18 protein-coding genes are annotated in these 17,490 nt (G+C 71.0%); 11 read left to right on the forward strand and 7 right to left on the reverse strand.

From position 1 onward, the window contains the following. Positions 1-155 precede the first annotated feature (155 nt). A complete protein-coding gene (locus OG453_RS41580; protein ID WP_266873978.1) occupies positions 156-3,569 on the forward strand; it encodes a hypothetical protein in 3,414 nt (1,137 codons plus the stop codon). A 38-nt stretch (positions 3,570-3,607) separates the two neighbouring features. Here OG453_RS41580 and OG453_RS41585 read toward each other — a convergent pair whose 3' ends face one another. After that, positions 3,608-4,474 carry a hypothetical protein gene (locus tag OG453_RS41585; protein ID WP_266873979.1) on the reverse strand — a complete coding sequence of 289 codons (867 nt, stop codon included), beginning with the start codon at positions 4,472-4,474 and terminating at the stop codon, positions 3,608-3,610. Positions 4,475-4,598: 124 nt separating this feature from the next. On the opposite strand from OG453_RS41585, the gene OG453_RS41590 reads away from it, so the two are divergent. Continuing rightward, positions 4,599-5,021 (forward strand): zf-TFIIB domain-containing protein, encoded by a 423-nt coding sequence (locus OG453_RS41590; RefSeq protein WP_323178745.1) that lies wholly within the window; start codon positions 4,599-4,601, stop codon positions 5,019-5,021. Here OG453_RS41590 and OG453_RS41595 read toward each other — a convergent pair. Continuing rightward, on the reverse strand, positions 4,945-5,223 hold the full coding sequence (locus OG453_RS41595) for a hypothetical protein (protein ID WP_266873980.1): 279 nt from the start codon (positions 5,221-5,223) through the stop codon (positions 4,945-4,947). The genes OG453_RS41590 and OG453_RS41595 overlap by 77 nt on opposite strands. 102 nt (positions 5,224-5,325) lie before the next feature. Here OG453_RS41595 and OG453_RS41600 point away from each other — a divergent pair, with 102 nt between their 5' ends. Beyond that, positions 5,326-6,231 carry an oxygenase MpaB family protein gene (locus tag OG453_RS41600; RefSeq protein ID WP_266873981.1) on the forward strand — a complete coding sequence of 302 codons (906 nt, stop codon included), beginning with the start codon at positions 5,326-5,328 and terminating at the stop codon, positions 6,229-6,231. Here OG453_RS41600 and OG453_RS41605 read toward each other — a convergent pair. Then, positions 6,220-6,741, reverse strand: coding sequence for a PadR family transcriptional regulator (locus OG453_RS41605; protein ID WP_266873982.1), 522 nt, complete (start codon positions 6,739-6,741; stop codon positions 6,220-6,222). The genes OG453_RS41600 and OG453_RS41605 overlap by 12 nt on opposite strands. Before the next feature lie 112 nt (positions 6,742-6,853). Between OG453_RS41605 and OG453_RS41610 the strand changes: the two genes are divergently transcribed. Continuing rightward, positions 6,854-7,603: an alpha/beta fold hydrolase gene (locus OG453_RS41610; RefSeq protein ID WP_266873983.1), complete on the forward strand. Its 750-nt coding sequence runs from the start codon at positions 6,854-6,856 to the stop codon at positions 7,601-7,603. A 24-nt stretch (positions 7,604-7,627) separates the two neighbouring features. Here OG453_RS41610 and OG453_RS41615 read toward each other — a convergent pair whose 3' ends face one another. The 3 genes from OG453_RS41615 to OG453_RS41625 all read right to left on the reverse strand — a co-directional run bounded on the left by OG453_RS41615 (position 7,628) and on the right by OG453_RS41625 (position 10,456). Then, entirely contained in the window at positions 7,628-8,854 is a 1,227-nt protein-coding gene (locus OG453_RS41615) for a cytochrome P450 (protein WP_266873984.1), read from the reverse strand. A gap of 103 nt (positions 8,855-8,957) precedes the next feature. Further along, the gene (gene aac(3), locus OG453_RS41620) at positions 8,958-9,812 is read right to left on the reverse strand and encodes an aminoglycoside 3-N-acetyltransferase (RefSeq protein WP_266873985.1); all 855 of its coding nucleotides are present in this window, start codon (positions 9,810-9,812) and stop codon (positions 8,958-8,960) included. 44 nt (positions 9,813-9,856) lie between these two features. Further along, a complete protein-coding gene (locus OG453_RS41625) occupies positions 9,857-10,456 on the reverse strand; it encodes a class I SAM-dependent methyltransferase (RefSeq protein ID WP_266873986.1) in 600 nt (199 codons plus the stop codon). A gap of 151 nt (positions 10,457-10,607) precedes the next feature. Here OG453_RS41625 and OG453_RS41630 point away from each other — a divergent pair, with 151 nt between their 5' ends. The 5 genes from OG453_RS41630 (at position 10,608) to OG453_RS41650 (ending at position 15,459) form a co-directional block, all read left to right on the forward strand. Beyond that, positions 10,608-11,381, forward strand: coding sequence for an MHYT domain-containing protein (locus OG453_RS41630; RefSeq protein WP_266873987.1), 774 nt, complete (start codon positions 10,608-10,610; stop codon positions 11,379-11,381). Between the two features lie 66 nt (positions 11,382-11,447). Then, positions 11,448-14,009 carry a nitrate- and nitrite sensing domain-containing protein gene (locus OG453_RS41635; protein ID WP_266873988.1) on the forward strand — a complete coding sequence of 854 codons (2,562 nt, stop codon included), beginning with the start codon at positions 11,448-11,450 and terminating at the stop codon, positions 14,007-14,009. Beyond that, complete coding sequence (locus OG453_RS41640) at positions 14,006-14,440, forward strand: roadblock/LC7 domain-containing protein (RefSeq protein ID WP_266873989.1); 435 nt, start codon at positions 14,006-14,008, stop codon at positions 14,438-14,440. Before OG453_RS41635 ends, OG453_RS41640 begins: the two co-directional genes overlap by 4 nt. Before the next feature lie 19 nt (positions 14,441-14,459). Further along, positions 14,460-14,873, forward strand: coding sequence for a DUF742 domain-containing protein (locus tag OG453_RS41645; protein WP_266873990.1), 414 nt, complete (start codon positions 14,460-14,462; stop codon positions 14,871-14,873). After that, positions 14,854-15,459, forward strand: coding sequence for an ATP/GTP-binding protein (locus tag OG453_RS41650; RefSeq protein ID WP_266873991.1), 606 nt, complete (start codon positions 14,854-14,856; stop codon positions 15,457-15,459). Before OG453_RS41645 ends, OG453_RS41650 begins: the two co-directional genes overlap by 20 nt. Positions 15,460-15,463: 4 nt before the next feature. Here OG453_RS41650 and OG453_RS41655 read toward each other — a convergent pair whose 3' ends face one another. Beyond that, on the reverse strand, positions 15,464-15,892 hold the full coding sequence (locus OG453_RS41655) for a PPOX class F420-dependent oxidoreductase (RefSeq protein ID WP_266873992.1): 429 nt from the start codon (positions 15,890-15,892) through the stop codon (positions 15,464-15,466). Between the two features lie 93 nt (positions 15,893-15,985). On the opposite strand from OG453_RS41655, the gene OG453_RS41660 reads away from it, so the two are divergent. Together OG453_RS41660 and OG453_RS41665 are read left to right on the forward strand one after the other, a co-directional pair. Further along, a complete protein-coding gene (locus tag OG453_RS41660; protein ID WP_135331019.1) occupies positions 15,986-16,402 on the forward strand; it encodes a roadblock/LC7 domain-containing protein in 417 nt (138 codons plus the stop codon). A gap of 110 nt (positions 16,403-16,512) precedes the next feature. Continuing rightward, positions 16,513-17,475: a DUF6397 family protein gene (locus OG453_RS41665; RefSeq protein WP_266873993.1), complete on the forward strand. Its 963-nt coding sequence runs from the start codon at positions 16,513-16,515 to the stop codon at positions 17,473-17,475. Positions 17,476-17,490: the final 15 nt, after the last annotated feature.

The following is a 17,490-nucleotide window of genomic DNA, read 5'->3' on the forward strand; positions in this document are numbered from 1 at the left end:
CCCGCGCGCGGCAACCGGCGGTTTCCCCGCTCGTGGATCGGCCCACGGCGGATCCACGAGCGGAAAACCCGTTGCGCCACCCGCGGTTCGGCAGTGATCATGGCGCACATGACTTCCCGAGAGGAGGCCGTCCAGCGATCCCACGGTGATCGCTGATGGCCACATACGAGGCGTCGCAGACGCCGTCCCAGCCCCAACCCGCTCCCGCGCCGCTGACGTCGGCCTGGCTGAAGGCCCACTTCGACCCGCTGCCTTTCCCCGCCCGCATGAGCGCCCTGGCACGCTACGCCCGAGCGCTCACCCCAGAGGCGTACGCGACACTCCGCGAGCCCCTCGCCGCCGGTGCCCCTGACGAGCGGCACACCGCGCTCTTCCTCGCCGTCACTCGGCGTGACCTCACGTCCATCGCAGACGCCCTGACCGACCCCCATCTGCGCCGCCGGGCCCTCTCGGCCGCCATCCGGCTTCCCGTGCCGGAAGCGGCCTTGGAGCAGCTCGCGTTGAGCGACATCAAACGGGCACGGCACGAGACATTCCGCGTACTGCGGTTGAGCCGTCGTCGCGCGCTCGCCGCGCGCCTGCTGCCGCAGGTCCACGAACGATTCGGAGCCCGGGAGGCCGCACAACTCCTGCCAGCATGCCCCGCCCGGACCGTCGCCGCGTGGCTGCACCGGCTCGATCCGCCGCCAGGAGTGCTCAGCACATTGGCCCGCACCGCCCCGTACGCCATCGCCGAATTCCTCGCCGCCCGATGGCAGAGCCTCGGCTCTCGCGAGCACCACCGCTTCACAGGCCGCGGGCGCGCGGTCGCGAGCCTGGCCGCGGAACGCGACCCGGACGCCGGGCTGCTGCTCCTCGAACGGGCGCCCGACCTCCTGACGGCACGAGCGGCACGCTCCCTGCTGCGCCGTCCGGCCCGAGTCCTCGCGATCCTGCGTGCCGCGCCCCCCGAACCGGACGGCTCACACCGCGAACTGCGGCTCTCCGCAGGCGCCTTGCCATCGGCCACGCGGCGCGCCCTGCGCGAACTCCCGCCCGCGGACCTCGTGGACCTGGCGAGCCGCTGCCTCATGAGGCAGCCGCGGTACCGCGGACCAGGGCGGCAGGACATCGAACCGGACGGCCTGCTGGCGCTGCTTCCTGGCCCAGACCGACGTCGACTGGTCGAAGAACGCACCCAGCACGGCCGCTCCATGCGCAGTGTCCCCATCGCCACACTCGCGGCCTTGGAACCCGCCGACCGGGCGGAGATCGTCGGCCCCTGGGTGGAGCGCCGGTCGAACCAGCAGTGGACATCGAGCCGTCTCGCGGTCGCGCTCCCGCTCGCCCTGGGGGAGCCGTTGCTGCGCGGCATGACGGACCAGCACCGCGTCCACCACCGCCTGATGGCCTGGCCCGCGCTGCTGGCCTGTGCGGAACTGGAGGGTGACCCGGACGAGTTCGCGCGGATCGCCGGCGACTGCGAGCGAGCCTGGCACGACCAGGAAGAGGTGCGCAGGGCCGCCCTCCAGCAGCTCGCGGGAACCTCCCGGCGCCTGCTCGCCGCGCTGCCCGACCGGGTCCTGCGCGACGCGGTGATCACCACGGTCCAGTCCCGGGACTCGACCGCGCGCACCCTGGCCGCGGCCGAGCGGCTGCTGCGCCGCAGCGTGCAGTGCGCCACCTCGGGCGGCGAGTGGAGGCGGGCCGGTTACGCGACGGAGTTGCTCTGCCAGGTCCTCTCCGACCCCCGCTCGCACCGACCCGTCGCCCCGCTGGACATCGACGAGGCGGCGGCACGAGCCCTCTGGCCGGCGACAGCGGCCACCACGGGAGCGCGCCCCGATCTCCACACGGCCCTCGCCGAACTCCTCGCACCCCACCTCACCGCGTTGCCCGATCTGGACACCCTGGTCCGGCGCATCGCCCTGGAGTCCGGCGACCCGGACCTCGCGGCCCGCGCCGCGGCGGCCTGGGTGGCACCCGCGCGCCTGAGGGAGCAGCGCAGCGCCGAACTGATCGGCCTCGACGCCTCGTTCATCGCGGTGCCGGTCATTCTGCGCACCCTCGTCACCCGGCGAACCGACCTGCTGGACTCTGTGCTGGCCGCTGCCCGGAACGGACTCGCCGGCCGGGTACGTTCCCGGGCATCCGCCTGGTCGGCCGCACTGCACCCGGGCCCCACCGGCCGCTGGCTCCCCGCGCAGCGCCGCTCCTGGGACGAGCACCACGCGCGCGTGGCCACGGACGAACTGGCCCCGCTGCGCACCCGGGCCGACGCGGCGGCACAACTTCGCGACGCCGAACTACTGACCGCACTCGCGGAGTCGGCACCCCAGCCCGTCGCCGCGGCGGCACTCGGGGTGCTGGGCGAGGTGCCCGGCGTGGCGCACGACGTTGCCGCGCCCGCAAGCGAGCCGCTGTTGGAGATCCTGCTGCGGCACGCCGCGACGGGCGGCGTACGGGGGCGTGCCGCCATGGCATCCGTCCGCCGGCTCCTGGCAGCCATGCCGGACCCGGAAGCCAACGCCTTGCTCGCCCCTGTCGCCCGCGCGGCCGACGCCCCCGTGGGCACCCGCAAAGAGGCCGTGCGGGCCCTGGGCATGCTCGCCGGTGACGAGGCGTTCGACGCTCTGGTGCGCGCCTGGGACGCGCCGGGCCAACACCGCGACGTACGCGCCGTCATCGCTCGCTTCCTTCTCGCTGAGATCGACCGTCCCGGTATCGCCGACCGTCTTGCCCAGGCGGCGGACGAAGCCGCGGTCAGGGAAGTGGTGATCCAAGGGCGCGCGGGAGCCGTGAGTGAATCCGTGGGTGTGGCTTACACCGCCTTCCTCACACGCCTGGTGAAGGAGGGCACCAAGGAGACCGCCGTCGCCGCATGCCGGGCTCTGCCGGCCTGGTTCACACCGGAATCGACCGACGCCATGCGCGCCGTGGCCCACGTCATCACCGACCGGCAGCGATCCAAATGGGAATGGGAGACGGCGGCTGAGCAGTTGCTGTGGTTCCCCTTGGGGGCGGAAGGAGGGCCCATCCTCAGGGGTGCCATGCGTACGCTCCAGGAACGCGTGGACGCGGCCGGGGACCCGGAACTGAGGGCTGACGCACTCCGTCGTCTCGCGGGCATCGGAGAGTCCTTGCCGATCTCACGAGGCTCTCAGCGCTCGCTCCCCGTCGCCGACGCCGTGGCTCTCTCGCTGCGGGCCGTGGGCCTATATCGCGAGGCGGCCGCGCTGACATGGAAGGCGGCGCTGGCCGCCATCCGGCACGGCGAACACCACGCGCAACGCTGGGAACAGCTCCTGTCCCTGGTCGAGGAACGCCCCGAACGGCTGCCCTTCACCACGGGCGTCTCGGTCGACGTGCCCACCCCACGCGCGCGTGCGGCACTGCTCGCGGCCGTCCGGCTGCTGCGCGAACGCGGCACCCCGGTGTCCGGGTCGCTGGCACTCGACCTGGTCCGCGCCGGGAGCCGCGCAACAGCGTGGGACGAGACCTGGCGCGGTGAACTCGCGGCCCTCCGGGACCACGAGGACCACGACACGGCCATGGCGGCGCTGCTCGTCGACCCTGGACCGCCCCGCTGACGTAGAGCCAGGGGCCGGGAGATCCGAACAGGCGGGGATCAGGCGGGGCGCACGGCCATCTTGTCTAGCGCTTCGAGGAGCCCGGGGAGTTCGGGCCCCCGCCCTACGGGCAGCACCTCGCCCGGCTCCTCGTCCAGCAGGACGAACGCGATGTCGTCGGTCCTGGCCACCAGCGACCAGCCAGGACCGTCTGCGCGCAGCGTTCGGGCCTCTCCGGAGGCGAACGACGACCGCACGCGCCCCAGGGGCGGGGGAGTGCTCACATACGCCCGTACCTCTGCCATGACCCGACGCACGCCGGTGAGCGACCCGTCCGCGGCATCCGCGTCGTCGCTCTCCGAAGGGGCCTTGTCGGCGTCCTGCGGTGCCTCGGCCTGCGCATCCGCGTCGTCCGGCTGGAAGTCGGCGTCATCGATCTGGTCGCGCCAGGCCGCCCACTGCAACGCGATCTCGTCGGCACCGAGCCGCCGTTGGGCGGGTCCCCAGGTGTCGGTCTGCGGGGGCGAGAGCGGCGTGAGATCCGTGTCCTCGGGGTCCGGTTCGGGGTCATGAGGAGCGGGCACATTGGGCGCGGCGACAGCCACGGCCAGGGGCCAGCCGGGCAGTGCGGCGACCACCGTGCGTTCATCGGGTGACAGGTCGTACTCCATGCCGCAGTCCCAGGACGCGATCGCCACGGCGACGAGCGACACATCGTCGACGACGACCGTCCACCGGGCTCCGGCGCCGTCCTGACCCAGCACAAGCCCGTACCCGGCGGCCAGCGGCGCCAGTCCCAGGGCCGCGCAGGCCTCCGGATAATCGTCACCGAGCACGCTCGGGAACTTCGCGGGTGTCAGCAGCACCGCGGTCAGCACGTACAGCGCGTCGTCCTCGGCGGCGACTGCGTCGTCCGTTCCGGCCATTGCCAGCCTCCCCATCGCTTCATCCGTCGGCGCACCCTAACCACTGGTCCGCTTGACCGTCGAGGGGTGGATGACCAGGAAAATTCACTCGTAGGCCTCGTTCCGCACGCCTACGCTGGCTGTCATGCCCAGAGCCAGTTCGCACTTCGTCTGTCTGCCGTGCCGCGCTTCTTTCAAGAAGACGGCCGACTACGGACGCGTGCGCATCGACATCTGCCCCCAGTGCGGCGGTCAGTTGCTCAACGCGGGCTCCGCGCTTGCCGTGCCCAAGCGACGTGACACGGCGGCATGGCGCGCCCTGAGCGCGGTCCTGACCGCCGGGCTGCGCTTCCGGCAGGACTGCTGTGGCGGGGGCCCCGGCTACCGCCCCCGCACGCCCCGCGACGTACGGGAACGGCTCGCCCACGCGGCCGAGACGGGCAACCCCGCCAGTGAGGCGCTGGCTTGCCCCGACCTCACGCACACGGACGTCAGGCGGCAGGCAGGCCGAGGAGCGTACGCGCCACGTCCTTCGGCGACTCGTCGCGCTCCCGGGCGAGGGCGATGACCGCGCGGCACGCCAGCTCGCTGACACCGAAGGACAGGGCTTCCGGCGACACCCAGCCGGTGGCCGCGTCCATCTGGTCCTGGTCGTCCTCCGCGCAGGCCGCCACGTAGACCGCGGCCGCCTCGAAGAGGTTGTGGGCCCGCTCCTTCTCGGCGTGCACGGTTTCCTTCGTGCGCCACAACATGCGCAACTTGTCGAACATGCGAGTCACCTTCCCCCCGGGCGCTGGCCGGCGCCGTTGATCATCCATCTTACGTACCCCAAAGTAGAGTTGGAGTTCCGTCGACTGAAGGGGGACCGCGCGGTGAAGCGCTATGAGCGGCTCAAGGAGATCCGGGGTCTCGACCCGGAGAAGGACGCTCTGAAGATCTACCGCCTCACCGCGGCGTACGAGTTCCCCTGGGACTTCACTCGCGCTCTCGAGCTGGCGCTCTACCGCACCTACGCCGTTCCCAGCATCGGCCGACTCCTCGCCGAGACCGCTGAACTGACGGACCGTACGCAGAAGCGGTACGACGACACGTCCCTGCTGCTCGACGCCGTCGTCGAGCACGGCTTCGGCACGGACGAGGGCCGCGACGCGATCCGCCGCATCAACCAGATGCACCGCAGCTACGACATCAGTAATGAAGACATGCGGTACGTGCTGAGCACCTTCGTGGTGATGCCCAAGCGCTGGATCGACGCCTACGGATGGCGCAGGCTTTCACGCCACGAGACGGTCGCCGCCTCCGTCTACTACCGCACCCTGGGGCGGCACATGGGGATCCAGGACATCCCGGAGTCCTACGAAGACTTCGAGCGCTGTCTCGATGCCTACGAAGAGGCCCACTTCGCGTGGGACGAGGGCGCGCGCAGGGTCTCCGACGCGACCCTCGACCTCATGGCGTCCTGGTACCCGCGCGCTCTGGCGCCCATGCTGCGCGCCTCGACCCTCGCGCTGCTCGACGAGCCCCTGCTGCGAGCCTTCCGCTACGAACCTCCGGGTGCCGCCGCCCGCAAGCTGGTCAGGGGCGCCGTCCGACTGCGCGGCCGTGCCGTGCGCCTGCTGCCGCCGCGCGCCGCACCGCACTACGCCCGGCAGAACTGGGAGATCAAGGGGTATCCCAACGGCTATCGGGTGGGCGAGCTCGGCACGTTTCCGGTGCCCGGGGTGCGGGGCTGCCCGGTGCCGCACGGCGACGCGGCCCCCGCCGCTTCAGCGGAGTGAATCCAGCGTCGCCCGCAGCCAGTTGAGTTCGGCCCGGCTCGTCGCCCGGGCGATGGTGAGGATGCCGCGCCGGAACGGGTCGTCCAGTTCTTCGGCGCGCAGCGGGCGGTCGCCGTCGTAGAAGAAGCTGGCGGGCTCCTCCAGGAAGGCCAGACGGCGCCGCAGGACCGCGGCTTGTGCCGCCTTGTCGTCCAGATGCCGGAGGAAGGCGAGGACGGTGAACCAGCGGTTCTCGTCGGTGATGTCCGCCTGCCCAGGCTCCGCGAGTCTGCGGCGCAGCTCGCGCCGCCCTTCCGCGGTGAGACTCAGGACGTGCCGGGGAGCCGCCCCTGATCCGGGCTGAGTCTCGCGAGCGAGGAGGCCGGCCTTCTCGAGCCGCTTGATGGCGGGGTACAGCGTGCTCTCCGCGACCGGGCGCACGTGCCCCGTCAGCGCTGTGATGCGTTTGCGCAGCTCATAGCCGTGCAGCGGCGCGTCGTAGAGGAATCCGATGATGGCCAGTTCGAGCATGCGGTGCATTGTGCCGTACGACCGCTGTACCCCGTCGGCGCAATACATCGTCACCGATGTATTGTTCTGGTGGTCGGGATGTATCGGGATGTACAAGAGCGGGGGAGTGGCGATGCGCGAGACAAGGTTCGACGCACAGGGGAGCTGTGTCCGCTGGACGGAAGCTGACGGCTCAGGCCCGGCCCGGGTGTACGTGCACGGGCTGGGCGCGGCATCGAGCGTCTACTACGCGCACATCGCCGCCAGGCCCGAACTGGCCGGACGCCGATCACTCTTCGTCGACCTGCCCGGCCACGGAATCAGCGACCGCCCGGCGGACTTCGGTTACACCCTGGAGAACCACGCGGACGCCTTGGCCGCGGTGTTGGACGATGCGGCGATCTCGGGAGCGGAGATCGTCGCGCACAGCATGGGCGGCGCCGTGGCCATCGTGCTCGCGCACCGGCGCGGGGACCTTGTGTCACGGCTCGTGCTCACCGAAGCCAATCTCGATCCGAACCCCGTCGCGACGGCGGGCAGCAGCGGAATCGCTTCCTACGGTGAGGATGAGTTCGTCACCGACGGCTACGCGCGCGTGCTGGACAAGGTCGGCTCCAAGTGGGCGGCGACCATGCGGCTCGCCGACCCGCGCGCCCTGCACCGCAGTGCGACGGGGCTCGTGAGGGGGACGCGGCCCACGATGCGCAGGATGCTCATGGATCTGCCCGTGGAGCGGGTCTTCGTGCAGGGCGGGCTGAGCGGCGAACTGGACGGCCGGGACGAGTTGGCCGCCTCCGGAGTGCGGGTGGTGACCGTTCCGGAGGCCGGGCACAACGTCATGTTCGACGATCCGGATGCCTTTGTGTCGGCCGTCGCCGGGTGACTGACCAGCAAGTTGCCTGCGCCGCTACCGGGCCGTTTCCGTCCAGGTGACCGGCAGTTCGTGCACTCCGTAGATGTTCATGTCGCTCCTGAGCTTCACCTCACCGGCGGGGATGGCGAGCCTGAGGCTCGGGAAGCGACGCAGCAGTCCCTCGAAACCGGCGCGCATCTCGATCCGGGCCAGCTGCTGGCCGAGGCATTGGTGGATGCCGTGGCCGAAGGACGTGTGACCGCGGGCCTGGCGGTGGATGTCCAGCGTGCTGGCGTCGTCGAAGCGCAGGGGGTCGCGGTTGGCGGCCAGCAGCGAGACAACGACCGTCGATCCCTCGCGGATTGTCTCGCCGCCGAGCTCGATGTCCTCCGTGGCATAGCGATAGAAGATGTCGGCAACGGACAGGTAGCGCATCAGCTCCTCGACCGCGCCCGGCATCAGCTCCGGGTTGGCGCGCAGTTCGGCGAGCTGCTCGGGGTGCTCCAAGAGTGCGAAGGTGCCGAGGCCCAGCATGTTGGCGGTGGTCTCGTGCCCCGCGAGCAGCAGCAGGAAGGCGGCGCCGGTCAGCTCCTCGATGGTGAGGTCGTCGTGGCGGGCCAAGTCGGACAGGATGTCTTCGCCGGGTTCGGCGCGTTTACGCGTGACCAGTTCGGCCAGGTACGTGGTCAGGCCGGTGTACGCGGCCATCTTGTCTTCGAGCCCGATGTCCCTCTCCATGAACTTGGCGGAGTTGGTCTGGAAGGTCTCCCTGTCCTCGTAGGGGACGCCGAGCAGTTCGCAGATCACCAGGGACGGCACCGGCAGCGCGAACTCCTTGACCAGGTCGACCGGCGGGGCAAGGCGCGCCAGCTCGTCCAGTTGCCGCTCGGCGATGTCGACGATGCTCTCTTCGAGCTGCTTCATGCGCTTGACGGTGAAGGCGCCGGTGAGCTTGCGCCGCAGCCGGGTGTGGTCCGGCGGGTCCATGGCGATGAACACGCCCGGTATCTGCGGGGACGGTTCGGTCACGGCGGGCATGCCGGGGACCTCGTACGGCACGTGGACGGGGCCGATGTCCTGGCGGGAGCTGAACCGGGTGTCGGCCATGAGCCGGCGGACCGCGTCGTAGCCGGTGACGAGCCAGCCCTCGTGACCGTCGGGGAAGATCAGGGGGCTGACGGGGCGGGCCTCGCGCAGCGCGGTGATCTGGCTCGGCGGGTCGAAGGGGCCCGCATCGCGCTCCATGGGGAGGCCGTGCGGGATAGGAGCGGTTTGCGTCATGGGATTGCCTTCCGTGGCGGGTTGTTGCGGCAACACTCGCCGACGGAGCAGACACGCGACTGTCACGGCTCTGACACCGGCCAGGCCGGAGACGGGGTCGGTGTCAGGCGCTGTGGCCCAGCCTCTCCTCGATCCAGCCGATCCCGAAGTTCACGACCTCACCGGCTTCGAAGAGGTGGCATTCGGCCGCGCCGACCCGCCCCCTGATGCCGATTCCGGCGCCGAGCATGTCCTGGGCGATGGCATCGAAGGGGTCCTGCCCCTTGGGGACCGCGGAGGAGTAGTCGAAGGCGCCCGCCGACGAGTCGATGTCGTGGAAGCGCCGCCAGACCCGTTCGCCGTCCACAAGGATCGGCTGTTCGTAGTCGACGAATCGCTTTCCGGGAGCTTCGGCGAGTGCCTCGGCATGGTGCAGGACCGTGAGGGAGTCCAGCGGGGCGCCCAGCAGGAGAACCCGGCCGCCCAAGGTGACGAGCCGGGCCAACGGGCTGCCCGGGCCGTGCGGATCGTCCCAGGGATGGTCGGCCATCAGCGCGGTCGCCGATGCGCCGAGCGCGGCGAAACAGGCATCGGGATGACGGCTTCGCACAGCCCCTGGCCACCTACGGAGAGCTTCCGGCAGCCGCCCGTAGGCGTGATCCGCTTCGCTGATCCCGGGATCGTACGCGGGGTGTTCGGCCCGCACGGCGTCCTGCCAGGCGCGCGGCCAGTCGCTGAAGCCGTAGGGCAGCGCGTCGTTCCAGCCGCAGGTCACCATCAGGGTGCCCGGCTCGCCGACGACATCGCGGAGGGCACCGATGAGCGTCTGGGCGCCGCCGGCCACGTAACCGACGGCGGACATCCGCGTATGGAACATGACGATGTCGCCCTCGGTGAGGCCGAGCACGGTCAGGTCATGGATGAGCCGACTACGGGTGACCGGTCCGTCGGAGCGCTTGAGCAGGGCCTCTTCGTCCATGCAGCAGACGGTATCCGCAGGGCCTGGCCGGCGGCCGCCCCGCGTCAGGCCTGTCGCACCGCCAGTGCCAGGAACCGTGCGTCCTCGTCGACGTACGACGTCATCTGCCAGCCCGAAGTGGCAAGCAGGGGACGGAGGTTGGCCTCGGCGCGCAGGTCGTCCGGGGTGATCTGGCGGCCCTGCCGTGCGGCGAGTGCCGCACGGCCGATGGGATGGAAGAGCGCGAGGAGCCCTCCTGGGCGTACGACACGGCTCAACTCCCGCAAGTTCCGCGCCGGATCCGGAAGGTGGGAGATCAGACCGGCGCCGAACACTGCGTCAAGACTCCCGCCGCGCAACGGGAGCCGGGTCACGTCAGCGAGCAGGAGCTGCCCGTCGTGGTCCCTGCCCGCCCGTACGGCGGCCTCCAGCATGGCGGGGGTCAGGTCGATGCCGAGGACGACTCCTGAGGGTCCCACGGCGTCCCTGAGCGCGGGCAGGGCCCGTCCCGTGCCGCACCCGGCGTCCAGGACACGGGCGCCCGGCCGCAACCCGAGCTCGCCGGCCGCGGCCCGGTAGGCGGGTCCGTCGTCGGGGAACCTGCTGTCCCAGTCGGCCGCACGGGCGGCGAAGAAGTCACGGACGCGTGTGTGGTCATCGCTCATGTGGACATGATTGCTCAACGACGCGCATGCGCGTCGGGGGCACACGTTCGAGCGTGACGCGATCGTTCAGGAGCCTCTCTCTGTCATATTCCAGCACCTTTCGAACTGCGCCCCCGTTGTGCGCCCCCGCCAGGACTAGCGTCCCGGAGCCATGGGACACCTGGACCACGCCACCTTCGGTTGGCTGACACCCGTGCTGTCGTACGCGATGGCCTGTATCGGCGCCGCCCTCGGGCTGCGCTGCACCGTCCGTGCCCTCGCCGCCACGGGCAGGTCACGGCGCAACTGGCTGATCACCGCGGCCTCCGCCATCGGCACCGGCATCTGGACGATGCACTTCGTGGCGATGCTCGGCTTCGGTGTCAGCGGCACGGAGATTCACTACAACGTGCCGCTGACCATCCTGAGCCTGATCGTCGCGATGGCCGTCGTGGGAGGTGGTGTCTTCGCCGTCGGCTACGGCCGTGACCGCGGGAGTGCGCTGGCGCTCGGCGGGCTGACCACCGGGCTCGGCGTCGCCAGCATGCACTACCTGGGCATGGCCGCCCTGCGGCTGCACGGCGAGGTGAGCTACGACCCGGTGCTGGTCGGCCTCTCCGTAGTCATCGCCGTCGTCGCCGCGACCGCGGCCCTGTGGGCGGCGCTCAACATCAAGTCGCCCCTCGCGGTCGCCGTCGCGTCCCTGGTCATGGGCGGTGCGGTGAGCAGCATGCACTACACCGGAATGATGGCGGTGAGCGTGCGGGTCAGCGAGTCGGGCGGGGCGCTGCCCGGGGCCACGACGATGCAGTTCATCTTCCCCCTCGCCGTCGGCCTCGGGTCCTATCTCTTCCTGACCTCGGCGTTTGTCGCGCTGTCCCCGACCGCGGGGGAGCGCGAGGCCTCCGTGTCGGCCCAGCGGCCGGTGGAGAGCGCCGCCCGATAGCGGCGCACCTGGACCGGTCACGGCCGGGCGGGCACACGCCCCGACATCTCTCCGAGCGAGGAGGCCATGCGTACACCCCGTAGGACCCCCGAAACCGCCGACGGCACCGTGCCGCCGGGACCCGTGGCAGCACCGGCGCGCGGCCGCCGCGCGCACGCGGGACCTCCCGCCGACGAACACCCGGACACGGAAGCCCCCTTGGAGCCCGGACCGCCCACCAACTCCGCTGCCCGCAAGGGACGCTGGTGGCCGCGCCCCCGCACCGTACGAGCCAAGATCGTGTGCCTCCTGATGGTGCCCGTCGTGTCGCTGCTCGCCCTGTGGGGGTACGCGACGGTCAGCACGGCCCAGGACGTGGCGCGCCTGCGGCAGTTGCAGCGCGTCGACACGGAGGTGCGCGGCCCGGTCGACGCGGCCGTCGCCGCACTGCAGGCCGAGCGGGTGGCCGCCGTGCGCTACGCCACGGAACCCGCGCCCGACCGTGCCGCCGACCTCAAGACGCAGGCCGCACGGACCGACCGCGCGGTGGCGAAACTGCGCCGTGGCGATCAACGGACGGTCGCCGATGGCGCCGACCTGCCCACTGGTGTGGCCGCCCGGCTCGAAACGTTCGTCTCCGGAGCGGAAGGGCTGAGCACGCTGCGCACCGAAGTGCTCGACCGGGGCACCGGCTGGGACGCGACGTACGGGCAGTACACGAAGACCATTTCGGCCGCCTTTGGAGTCGGCGGCGCGCTCACCGGCATTCAGGACGCCGAACTCGGCTCCGAAGCACGCGTGCTGCTCGAATTCTCCAGGGCGGGCGAGATGTTGGCACGCGAACACGTGGTGCTGTCCAGCGCCCGGCTCGCCGGCTCGCTCGACGGCGAGCGGCTGCGCCAGTTCACCGGGGCCGTCGAGACCCGGCGGACCCTGACAGAATCGGCCGTTGCGGATCTGCGCGGACCCGAACGGGCGGCGTGGCACGACCTCGTGGAGGGGAGCGCGTACGCTGATGTGCGCGCCGTCGAGGACAAGGTGCTCGTTGCAACGCCGGGCCGTGCGGCGGCCGACGCGGCTCCGGTCGGCAAGTGGGACACCGCCCACGCCACGGTGCGGGACGAGGTCCGCGCGATCGAGGCGGGCGCGGGCCGCAGCGCCGCCGACCGCGCCGACCCGTTCACCCGTGGTGTGCTCACCGCGGCGGGCGCCGCCGTGCTCCTGGGGCTCGCGGCCGTCGCCGCCTCGCTGGTCATCTCCGTACGCATCGGACGCGGCCTGGTGGTCGAGCTGGTGAGCCTGCGCAACGGCGCGCTGGAGATCGCCCGCCGTAAACTCCCGCAGGCCATGCGGAGGCTGCGGGCCGGCGAGGAGATCGACGTCCGTGCCGAAGCACCGCCTGGGCCGCCGGCGGAGGACGAGACGGGACAGGTCTACGAAGCGCTCGGTACGGTGCACCGGGCCGCCCTGCGGGCCGCCATCGAGCGTGCGGAACTGGCCAGCGGCATCTCCGGGGTTTTCGTCAACCTCGCCCGCAGGAGCCAGGTCCTCGTCCACCGTCAGCTCAGCCTCCTCGACAGCATGGAGCGCAGGGCGGACGACCCGAACGAGCTCAGCGACCTCTTCCGGCTCGACCACCTCACCACTCGGATGAGGCGGCACGCGGAGAGCCTGATCATCCTCTCCGGAGCCGCACCGGGACGCGCCTGGCGCATGCCCGTCTCCCTGACGAACGTCGTGCGGGCCGCCGTCTCCGAAGTCGAGGACTACGCGCGCGTGGAGGTACGACAACTCCCCGGCGCCTCGGTCATCGGTACGGCCGTCGCCGACCTCACCCACCTGCTGGCCGAAATCGTCGAGAACGCCGCCCAGTTCTCACCACCGCACACCAAGGTGCGGGTCACCGGTGAACCGGTCGGCAACGGCTACGCATTGGAGATCGAGGACCGTGGCCTGGGCATGGGCGGGGAGACCCTCGCCGAGGCCAATCGCCGCATCGAGCAGTCCGAAGCGCTCGACCTGTTCGACAGCGACCAGCTCGGGCTCTTCGTGGTCAGCAGGCTTGCCTCCCGGCACGGGATCAAGGTGCATCTCCGTACGTCCCCCTACGGCGGCACCACCGCCGTCGTCCTGCTGCCCACCGCCCTGCTCCAGAGCAGCACAGCAGAGAGCCCCCAGACCCACACCATGGAACGCGAACGTGACCAGCAAGAGCACGCGCGCGTGCCGGGTGCGGCGGCGCCGATGAACGGCAACTCCGTTCCCGCCGGCGCCGCACGCCCCGCACTCGCCCCATCGGCCGAAGCCCCGGCGACGACTCCCACACCCCCTGGCGTCACCGCACTGCGGCTGCACAAGCCACCAGAACCGGACACCGCCGGCGATCAGGAAGTCTCGGACGACCTCCCGCGCCGCGTACGCCAGGCAAGCCTCGCCCCCCAACTGCGCGAACAACGCCCCGAAGAAGCGCCCTTGGTCGCGGGCATCCATGAGGACGCCGAACGCAGTCCCGAAGAGGTGCGGGACCGCATGACCGCCTACCGCGAGGGATGGGCCCGCGGCGGTGGCCGCCGCCCGGGCATCGTCGGCGCGGTCCGCGACACCTCAGGGTCCGAAGCGGCCGACAGCACCGAAGGAGACCACGCATGATCCAGGACCAGAGCATCAGCGCCGGGCGGTCCGGCGAACTCGACTGGCTGCTGGACGACTTGGTCCTGCGCGTCGGCGAGGTACGGCATGCCGTGGTGCTGTCCAACGACGGGCTCGCCGTCGGCGCGTCCACCGCCCTGACCCGCGAGGACGCCGAGCACCTCGCCGCGGTCGCCTCGGGATTCCACAGCCTGGCCAAGGGAGCGGGCCGGCACTTCGGAGCCGGGGGAGTGCGCCAGACCATGGTCGAGATGGACGACGGCTTCCTGTTCGTCGCAGCCGCGGGCGACGGCTCCTGCCTCGCCGTACTCAGCTCCGTCACCGCCGACATCGGCCTGGTCGCCTACGAGATGGCACGCCTGGTCAAGCGGGTGGGCGAGCACCTCTACACGCCGCCGCGGTTCGCCGCGCAGCCACCGGCCGTCGGATGAGACAGGGCGGTCGACGCAGATGACCGAGGACGGCGGAGCCACCCCGCGCGACGCGGGCAGCCAGTGGTACGACAACGAGGCCGGACCCCTGGTCCGCCCCTACGCGATGACCGGCGGGCGGACCAAACCGGGTCCCACGGGAGTGCGCTTCGACCTGATCGCGCTCGTCACGCTGGACGACAACGCGCCGGGCCCCGGAGACGACACCTCGCTCGGGCCCGAACACCGGGCGCTCATCGAACTGTGCCGCACCGAGACCCAGTCGGTCGCCGAACTGGCGGCCGGCGCCGACCTTCCCGTGGGCGTGGTCCGGGTACTGCTCGGCGACCTGCTGGAGATGGGCTGCGTGAAGGTGAGCCGACCCGTGCCGCCCGCACAGCTACCTGACGAAAAGATTCTGCGAGAGGTGATCGATGGGCTCCGAGCGCTCTGACGCCACGGGCGGGGACACGACCGCCATGGCGCTGAAGATTCTGGTCGCCGGCGGCTTCGGGGTGGGCAAGACCACCCTGGTCGGCGCGGTCAGCGAGATCCGCCCGCTGCGCACCGAGGAACTGCTCAGCGAGGCGGGCCAGTCGGTGGACGACACCGGCGGCGTCGACCGCAAGACCACGACGACCGTCGCCATGGACTTCGGCCGCATCACCATCAGGTCGGGCCTGTCGCTCTACCTCTTCGGTACACCCGGCCAGGACCGCTTCTGGTTCCTGTGGGACGAGTTGTCACAGGGCGCGCTCGGTGCCGTCGTCCTCGCGGACACCCGACGGCTCGAGGACTGCTTCCCCGCCGTCGACTACTTTGAGCATCGGCACATCCCGTTCGTGGTCGCCGTCAACTGCTTCGCGAACGCGCGTACGTACGGTGCGCATGAAGTGTCCCGGGCCCTGGACCTCAACCGCGGAACCCCTGTGGTCCTGTGCGACGCACGGGACCGCGACTCCGGAAAGGAGGTGCTGATACGTCTCGTCGAGTACGCCGGGCGGATGCACACCGCCCGGCTGCTCGACACGGTGGGCTGACACGTCAGTCGGAGACGTCGCCGAGCGCGACCACCTTGTCGACCTTCGCGCGGACGAGGAGTTCACCGGGCACGCCGTTGCGCGCGCCGAACTCCTCGGCGCGGTCCTCGCCCATGTAGCGGGCGCCGATCCGCGCCGCCCAGTGCCGCACCTCGTCGAGATCACGGCTCAGTTCGGCGCGCGCCTGCAGCACCACGAACGCGAACGGCGGCCGGTCGTCGTCCACGCAGAGGGCCATGCGCCCGTCCCGCGCCAGATTCCGTCCCTTGACCGTGTCAGCCCCGGTGTTGAACACCAGATGGTCCCCGTCCAACAGGAACCAGATCGGTGCGATGTGCGGGCTGCCGTCCGCCCGGACGGTCGACAGCTTGCCGGTGCGGGTGCCGTGCGAGACGAAAGCCCGCCACTGGTCGTCGGTCATCTTCTGTGCCATGTCCTCATCATGCTTGCCGGGGCGCCGATGGTGGGGAAGGCTGGCAGGTCAGTTCCTCCAGCCAGGGGGAGCAGGACGCGGGGAGACGGGAACATGGGGCAGCAGAACACCGGGCTCGGCTGGTTGCTCGACGATCTGACCAAGAGAATGGAACCCGTACGGCATGCGCTGGTGCTGTCCAACGACGGCCTGGTGACGGGCGCGAGTTCGGATCTGGCGAGGGAGGACGCGGAGCACCTGGCCGCCGTCTCGTCGGGTCTGCACAGCCTGGCCAAGGGATCGGGGCGGCACTTCCACGCCGGCAGCGTGCGCCAGACGATGATCGAGTTCGATGACGCGGTGCTCTTCGTCACCGCGGCGGGCGACGGCAGTTGCCTGTGCGTTCTCAGCTCCGCCGAGGCCGACATCGGTCAGGTCGCGTACGAGATGACCCTGCTCGTCAACCGGGTCGGCGAACATCTCGGCGTGGGCGCCCGGCAGCCGGAGCGAACACCAGTCGTGGACCTCTGACCTGCACAAACGCTGACGCGCTCAGAGTTATCCACAGGCTCAGCGAGAATCGCGGTGATCGCGCTACGGTTTTTCCCGAGAGCGAAGACGCTTCACGGGGGAGAACCACCATGACAGGTGACACGATCACGCAATCCGTCGGCGCGGCCGCCACGGCGGCCGCCGCACCGACATCGGTCGCGACGAGCCGCGCCGCGCGGGAACTGGGACTGAAACGCGGGGAGTTCGAGCTCGCCGTGATGCTGGGCCGCATCCGCACCAGCAGCGACACGGTGGGCGGGCCGCGCCGCGTCACGGTCGAGGAGATCGAGCGCGTCCGTGCCACGGAGGGCTTTCCCGAGGCGTGGATGGAGCGCATCAGAACCGTGGGGACCACGGAGGGCGCGTCGCTCATGGGCATCACCACGACCCGCTTCACCCGCCTCAGCCGCGCCGGTTTCGTGACCCCGGTGAAGTTCTATGTGAACCGCTATCGAGCGGTCGTCTGGCTCTATCTCGCCGAAGATTTGCGCCAGTTCGCCGAGTCCGAAGTCAACGCCGCCCTGCTCACGGGGCGGGCGCCCGCCGCGATCCGTGCTCAACTGGAAGCGGGAGTGGACGTACGGGCGCGCAACTGGCGGGGCCGTCACGCGGGATCGCTGCTGCGCCAGTCCGACGATCCCTGGGAGCGCGCAGCGGCGGTGGCCTCACTGCTGGATCCGGTGCAGATCGCCGAGCTCATCAAGGATCCGTACGAACGGGCCTATCTGAACAGGCTCATGCCCGACCCCTTTACCCGCGGCCCGGCCGACTCGCCTGCGGCACGGATCATCCAGAAGATCACTACCGCCGACGATCCCGACGAGATCCGCTGGCTGCGGGCGAACCTGACTATCGGCCTCTCCCAGGCCCGCAGGGAGCGCCCTGCACCACGCCCCGCCCCGCGCCCCGCGCCCCGCCCCGCACCGGGTCCCACGCCGGACCCTCAGACGGAGCACGTGGCGCCGCCAGCCGAGCAGCCCGACGACGCATCCGCGGAACGGGGGCCAGAGCCACGCGGCCTGCTGAAATGGCTGCGGCGCAGAGGCGGCTGACCGGGCCGACGGGAG

Origin of the sequence: Streptomyces sp. NBC_01381 (assembly GCF_026340305.1) — a bacterium.
In the GTDB taxonomy this organism is placed as follows: domain Bacteria; phylum Actinomycetota; class Actinomycetes; order Streptomycetales; family Streptomycetaceae; genus Streptomyces.

Bases quoted from the DNA above. Each gene is read 5' to 3' on its own strand.
- OG453_RS41625 (WP_266873986.1), bottom strand. From the start codon at position 10,456: ATGAGCGATGACCACACACGCGTCCGTGACTTCTTCGCCGCCCGTGCG.
- OG453_RS41585 (WP_266873979.1), bottom strand. From the start codon at position 4,474: ATGGCCGGAACGGACGACGCAGTCGCCGCCGAGGACGACGCGCTGTAC.
- OG453_RS41610 (WP_266873983.1), top strand. From the start codon at position 6,854: ATGCGCGAGACAAGGTTCGACGCACAGGGGAGCTGTGTCCGCTGGACG.
- OG453_RS41595 (WP_266873980.1), bottom strand. From the start codon at position 5,223: ATGTTCGACAAGTTGCGCATGTTGTGGCGCACGAAGGAAACCGTGCAC.
- OG453_RS41640 (WP_266873989.1), top strand. From the start codon at position 14,006: ATGATCCAGGACCAGAGCATCAGCGCCGGGCGGTCCGGCGAACTCGAC.
- OG453_RS41615 (WP_266873984.1), bottom strand. From the start codon at position 8,854: ATGACGCAAACCGCTCCTATCCCGCACGGCCTCCCCATGGAGCGCGAT.
- OG453_RS41630 (WP_266873987.1), top strand. From the start codon at position 10,608: ATGGGACACCTGGACCACGCCACCTTCGGTTGGCTGACACCCGTGCTG.
- OG453_RS41660 (WP_135331019.1), top strand. From the start codon at position 15,986: ATGGGGCAGCAGAACACCGGGCTCGGCTGGTTGCTCGACGATCTGACC.
- OG453_RS41665 (WP_266873993.1), top strand. From the start codon at position 16,513: ATGACAGGTGACACGATCACGCAATCCGTCGGCGCGGCCGCCACGGCG.
- OG453_RS41635 (WP_266873988.1), top strand. From the start codon at position 11,448: ATGCGTACACCCCGTAGGACCCCCGAAACCGCCGACGGCACCGTGCCG.
- OG453_RS41605 (WP_266873982.1), bottom strand. From the start codon at position 6,741: ATGCTCGAACTGGCCATCATCGGATTCCTCTACGACGCGCCGCTGCAC.
- OG453_RS41655 (WP_266873992.1), bottom strand. From the start codon at position 15,892: ATGGCACAGAAGATGACCGACGACCAGTGGCGGGCTTTCGTCTCGCAC.
- OG453_RS41580 (WP_266873978.1), top strand. From the start codon at position 156: ATGGCCACATACGAGGCGTCGCAGACGCCGTCCCAGCCCCAACCCGCT.
- OG453_RS41590 (WP_323178745.1), top strand. From the start codon at position 4,599: ATGCCCAGAGCCAGTTCGCACTTCGTCTGTCTGCCGTGCCGCGCTTCT.
- OG453_RS41645 (WP_266873990.1), top strand. From the start codon at position 14,460: ATGACCGAGGACGGCGGAGCCACCCCGCGCGACGCGGGCAGCCAGTGG.
- OG453_RS41650 (WP_266873991.1), top strand. From the start codon at position 14,854: ATGGGCTCCGAGCGCTCTGACGCCACGGGCGGGGACACGACCGCCATG.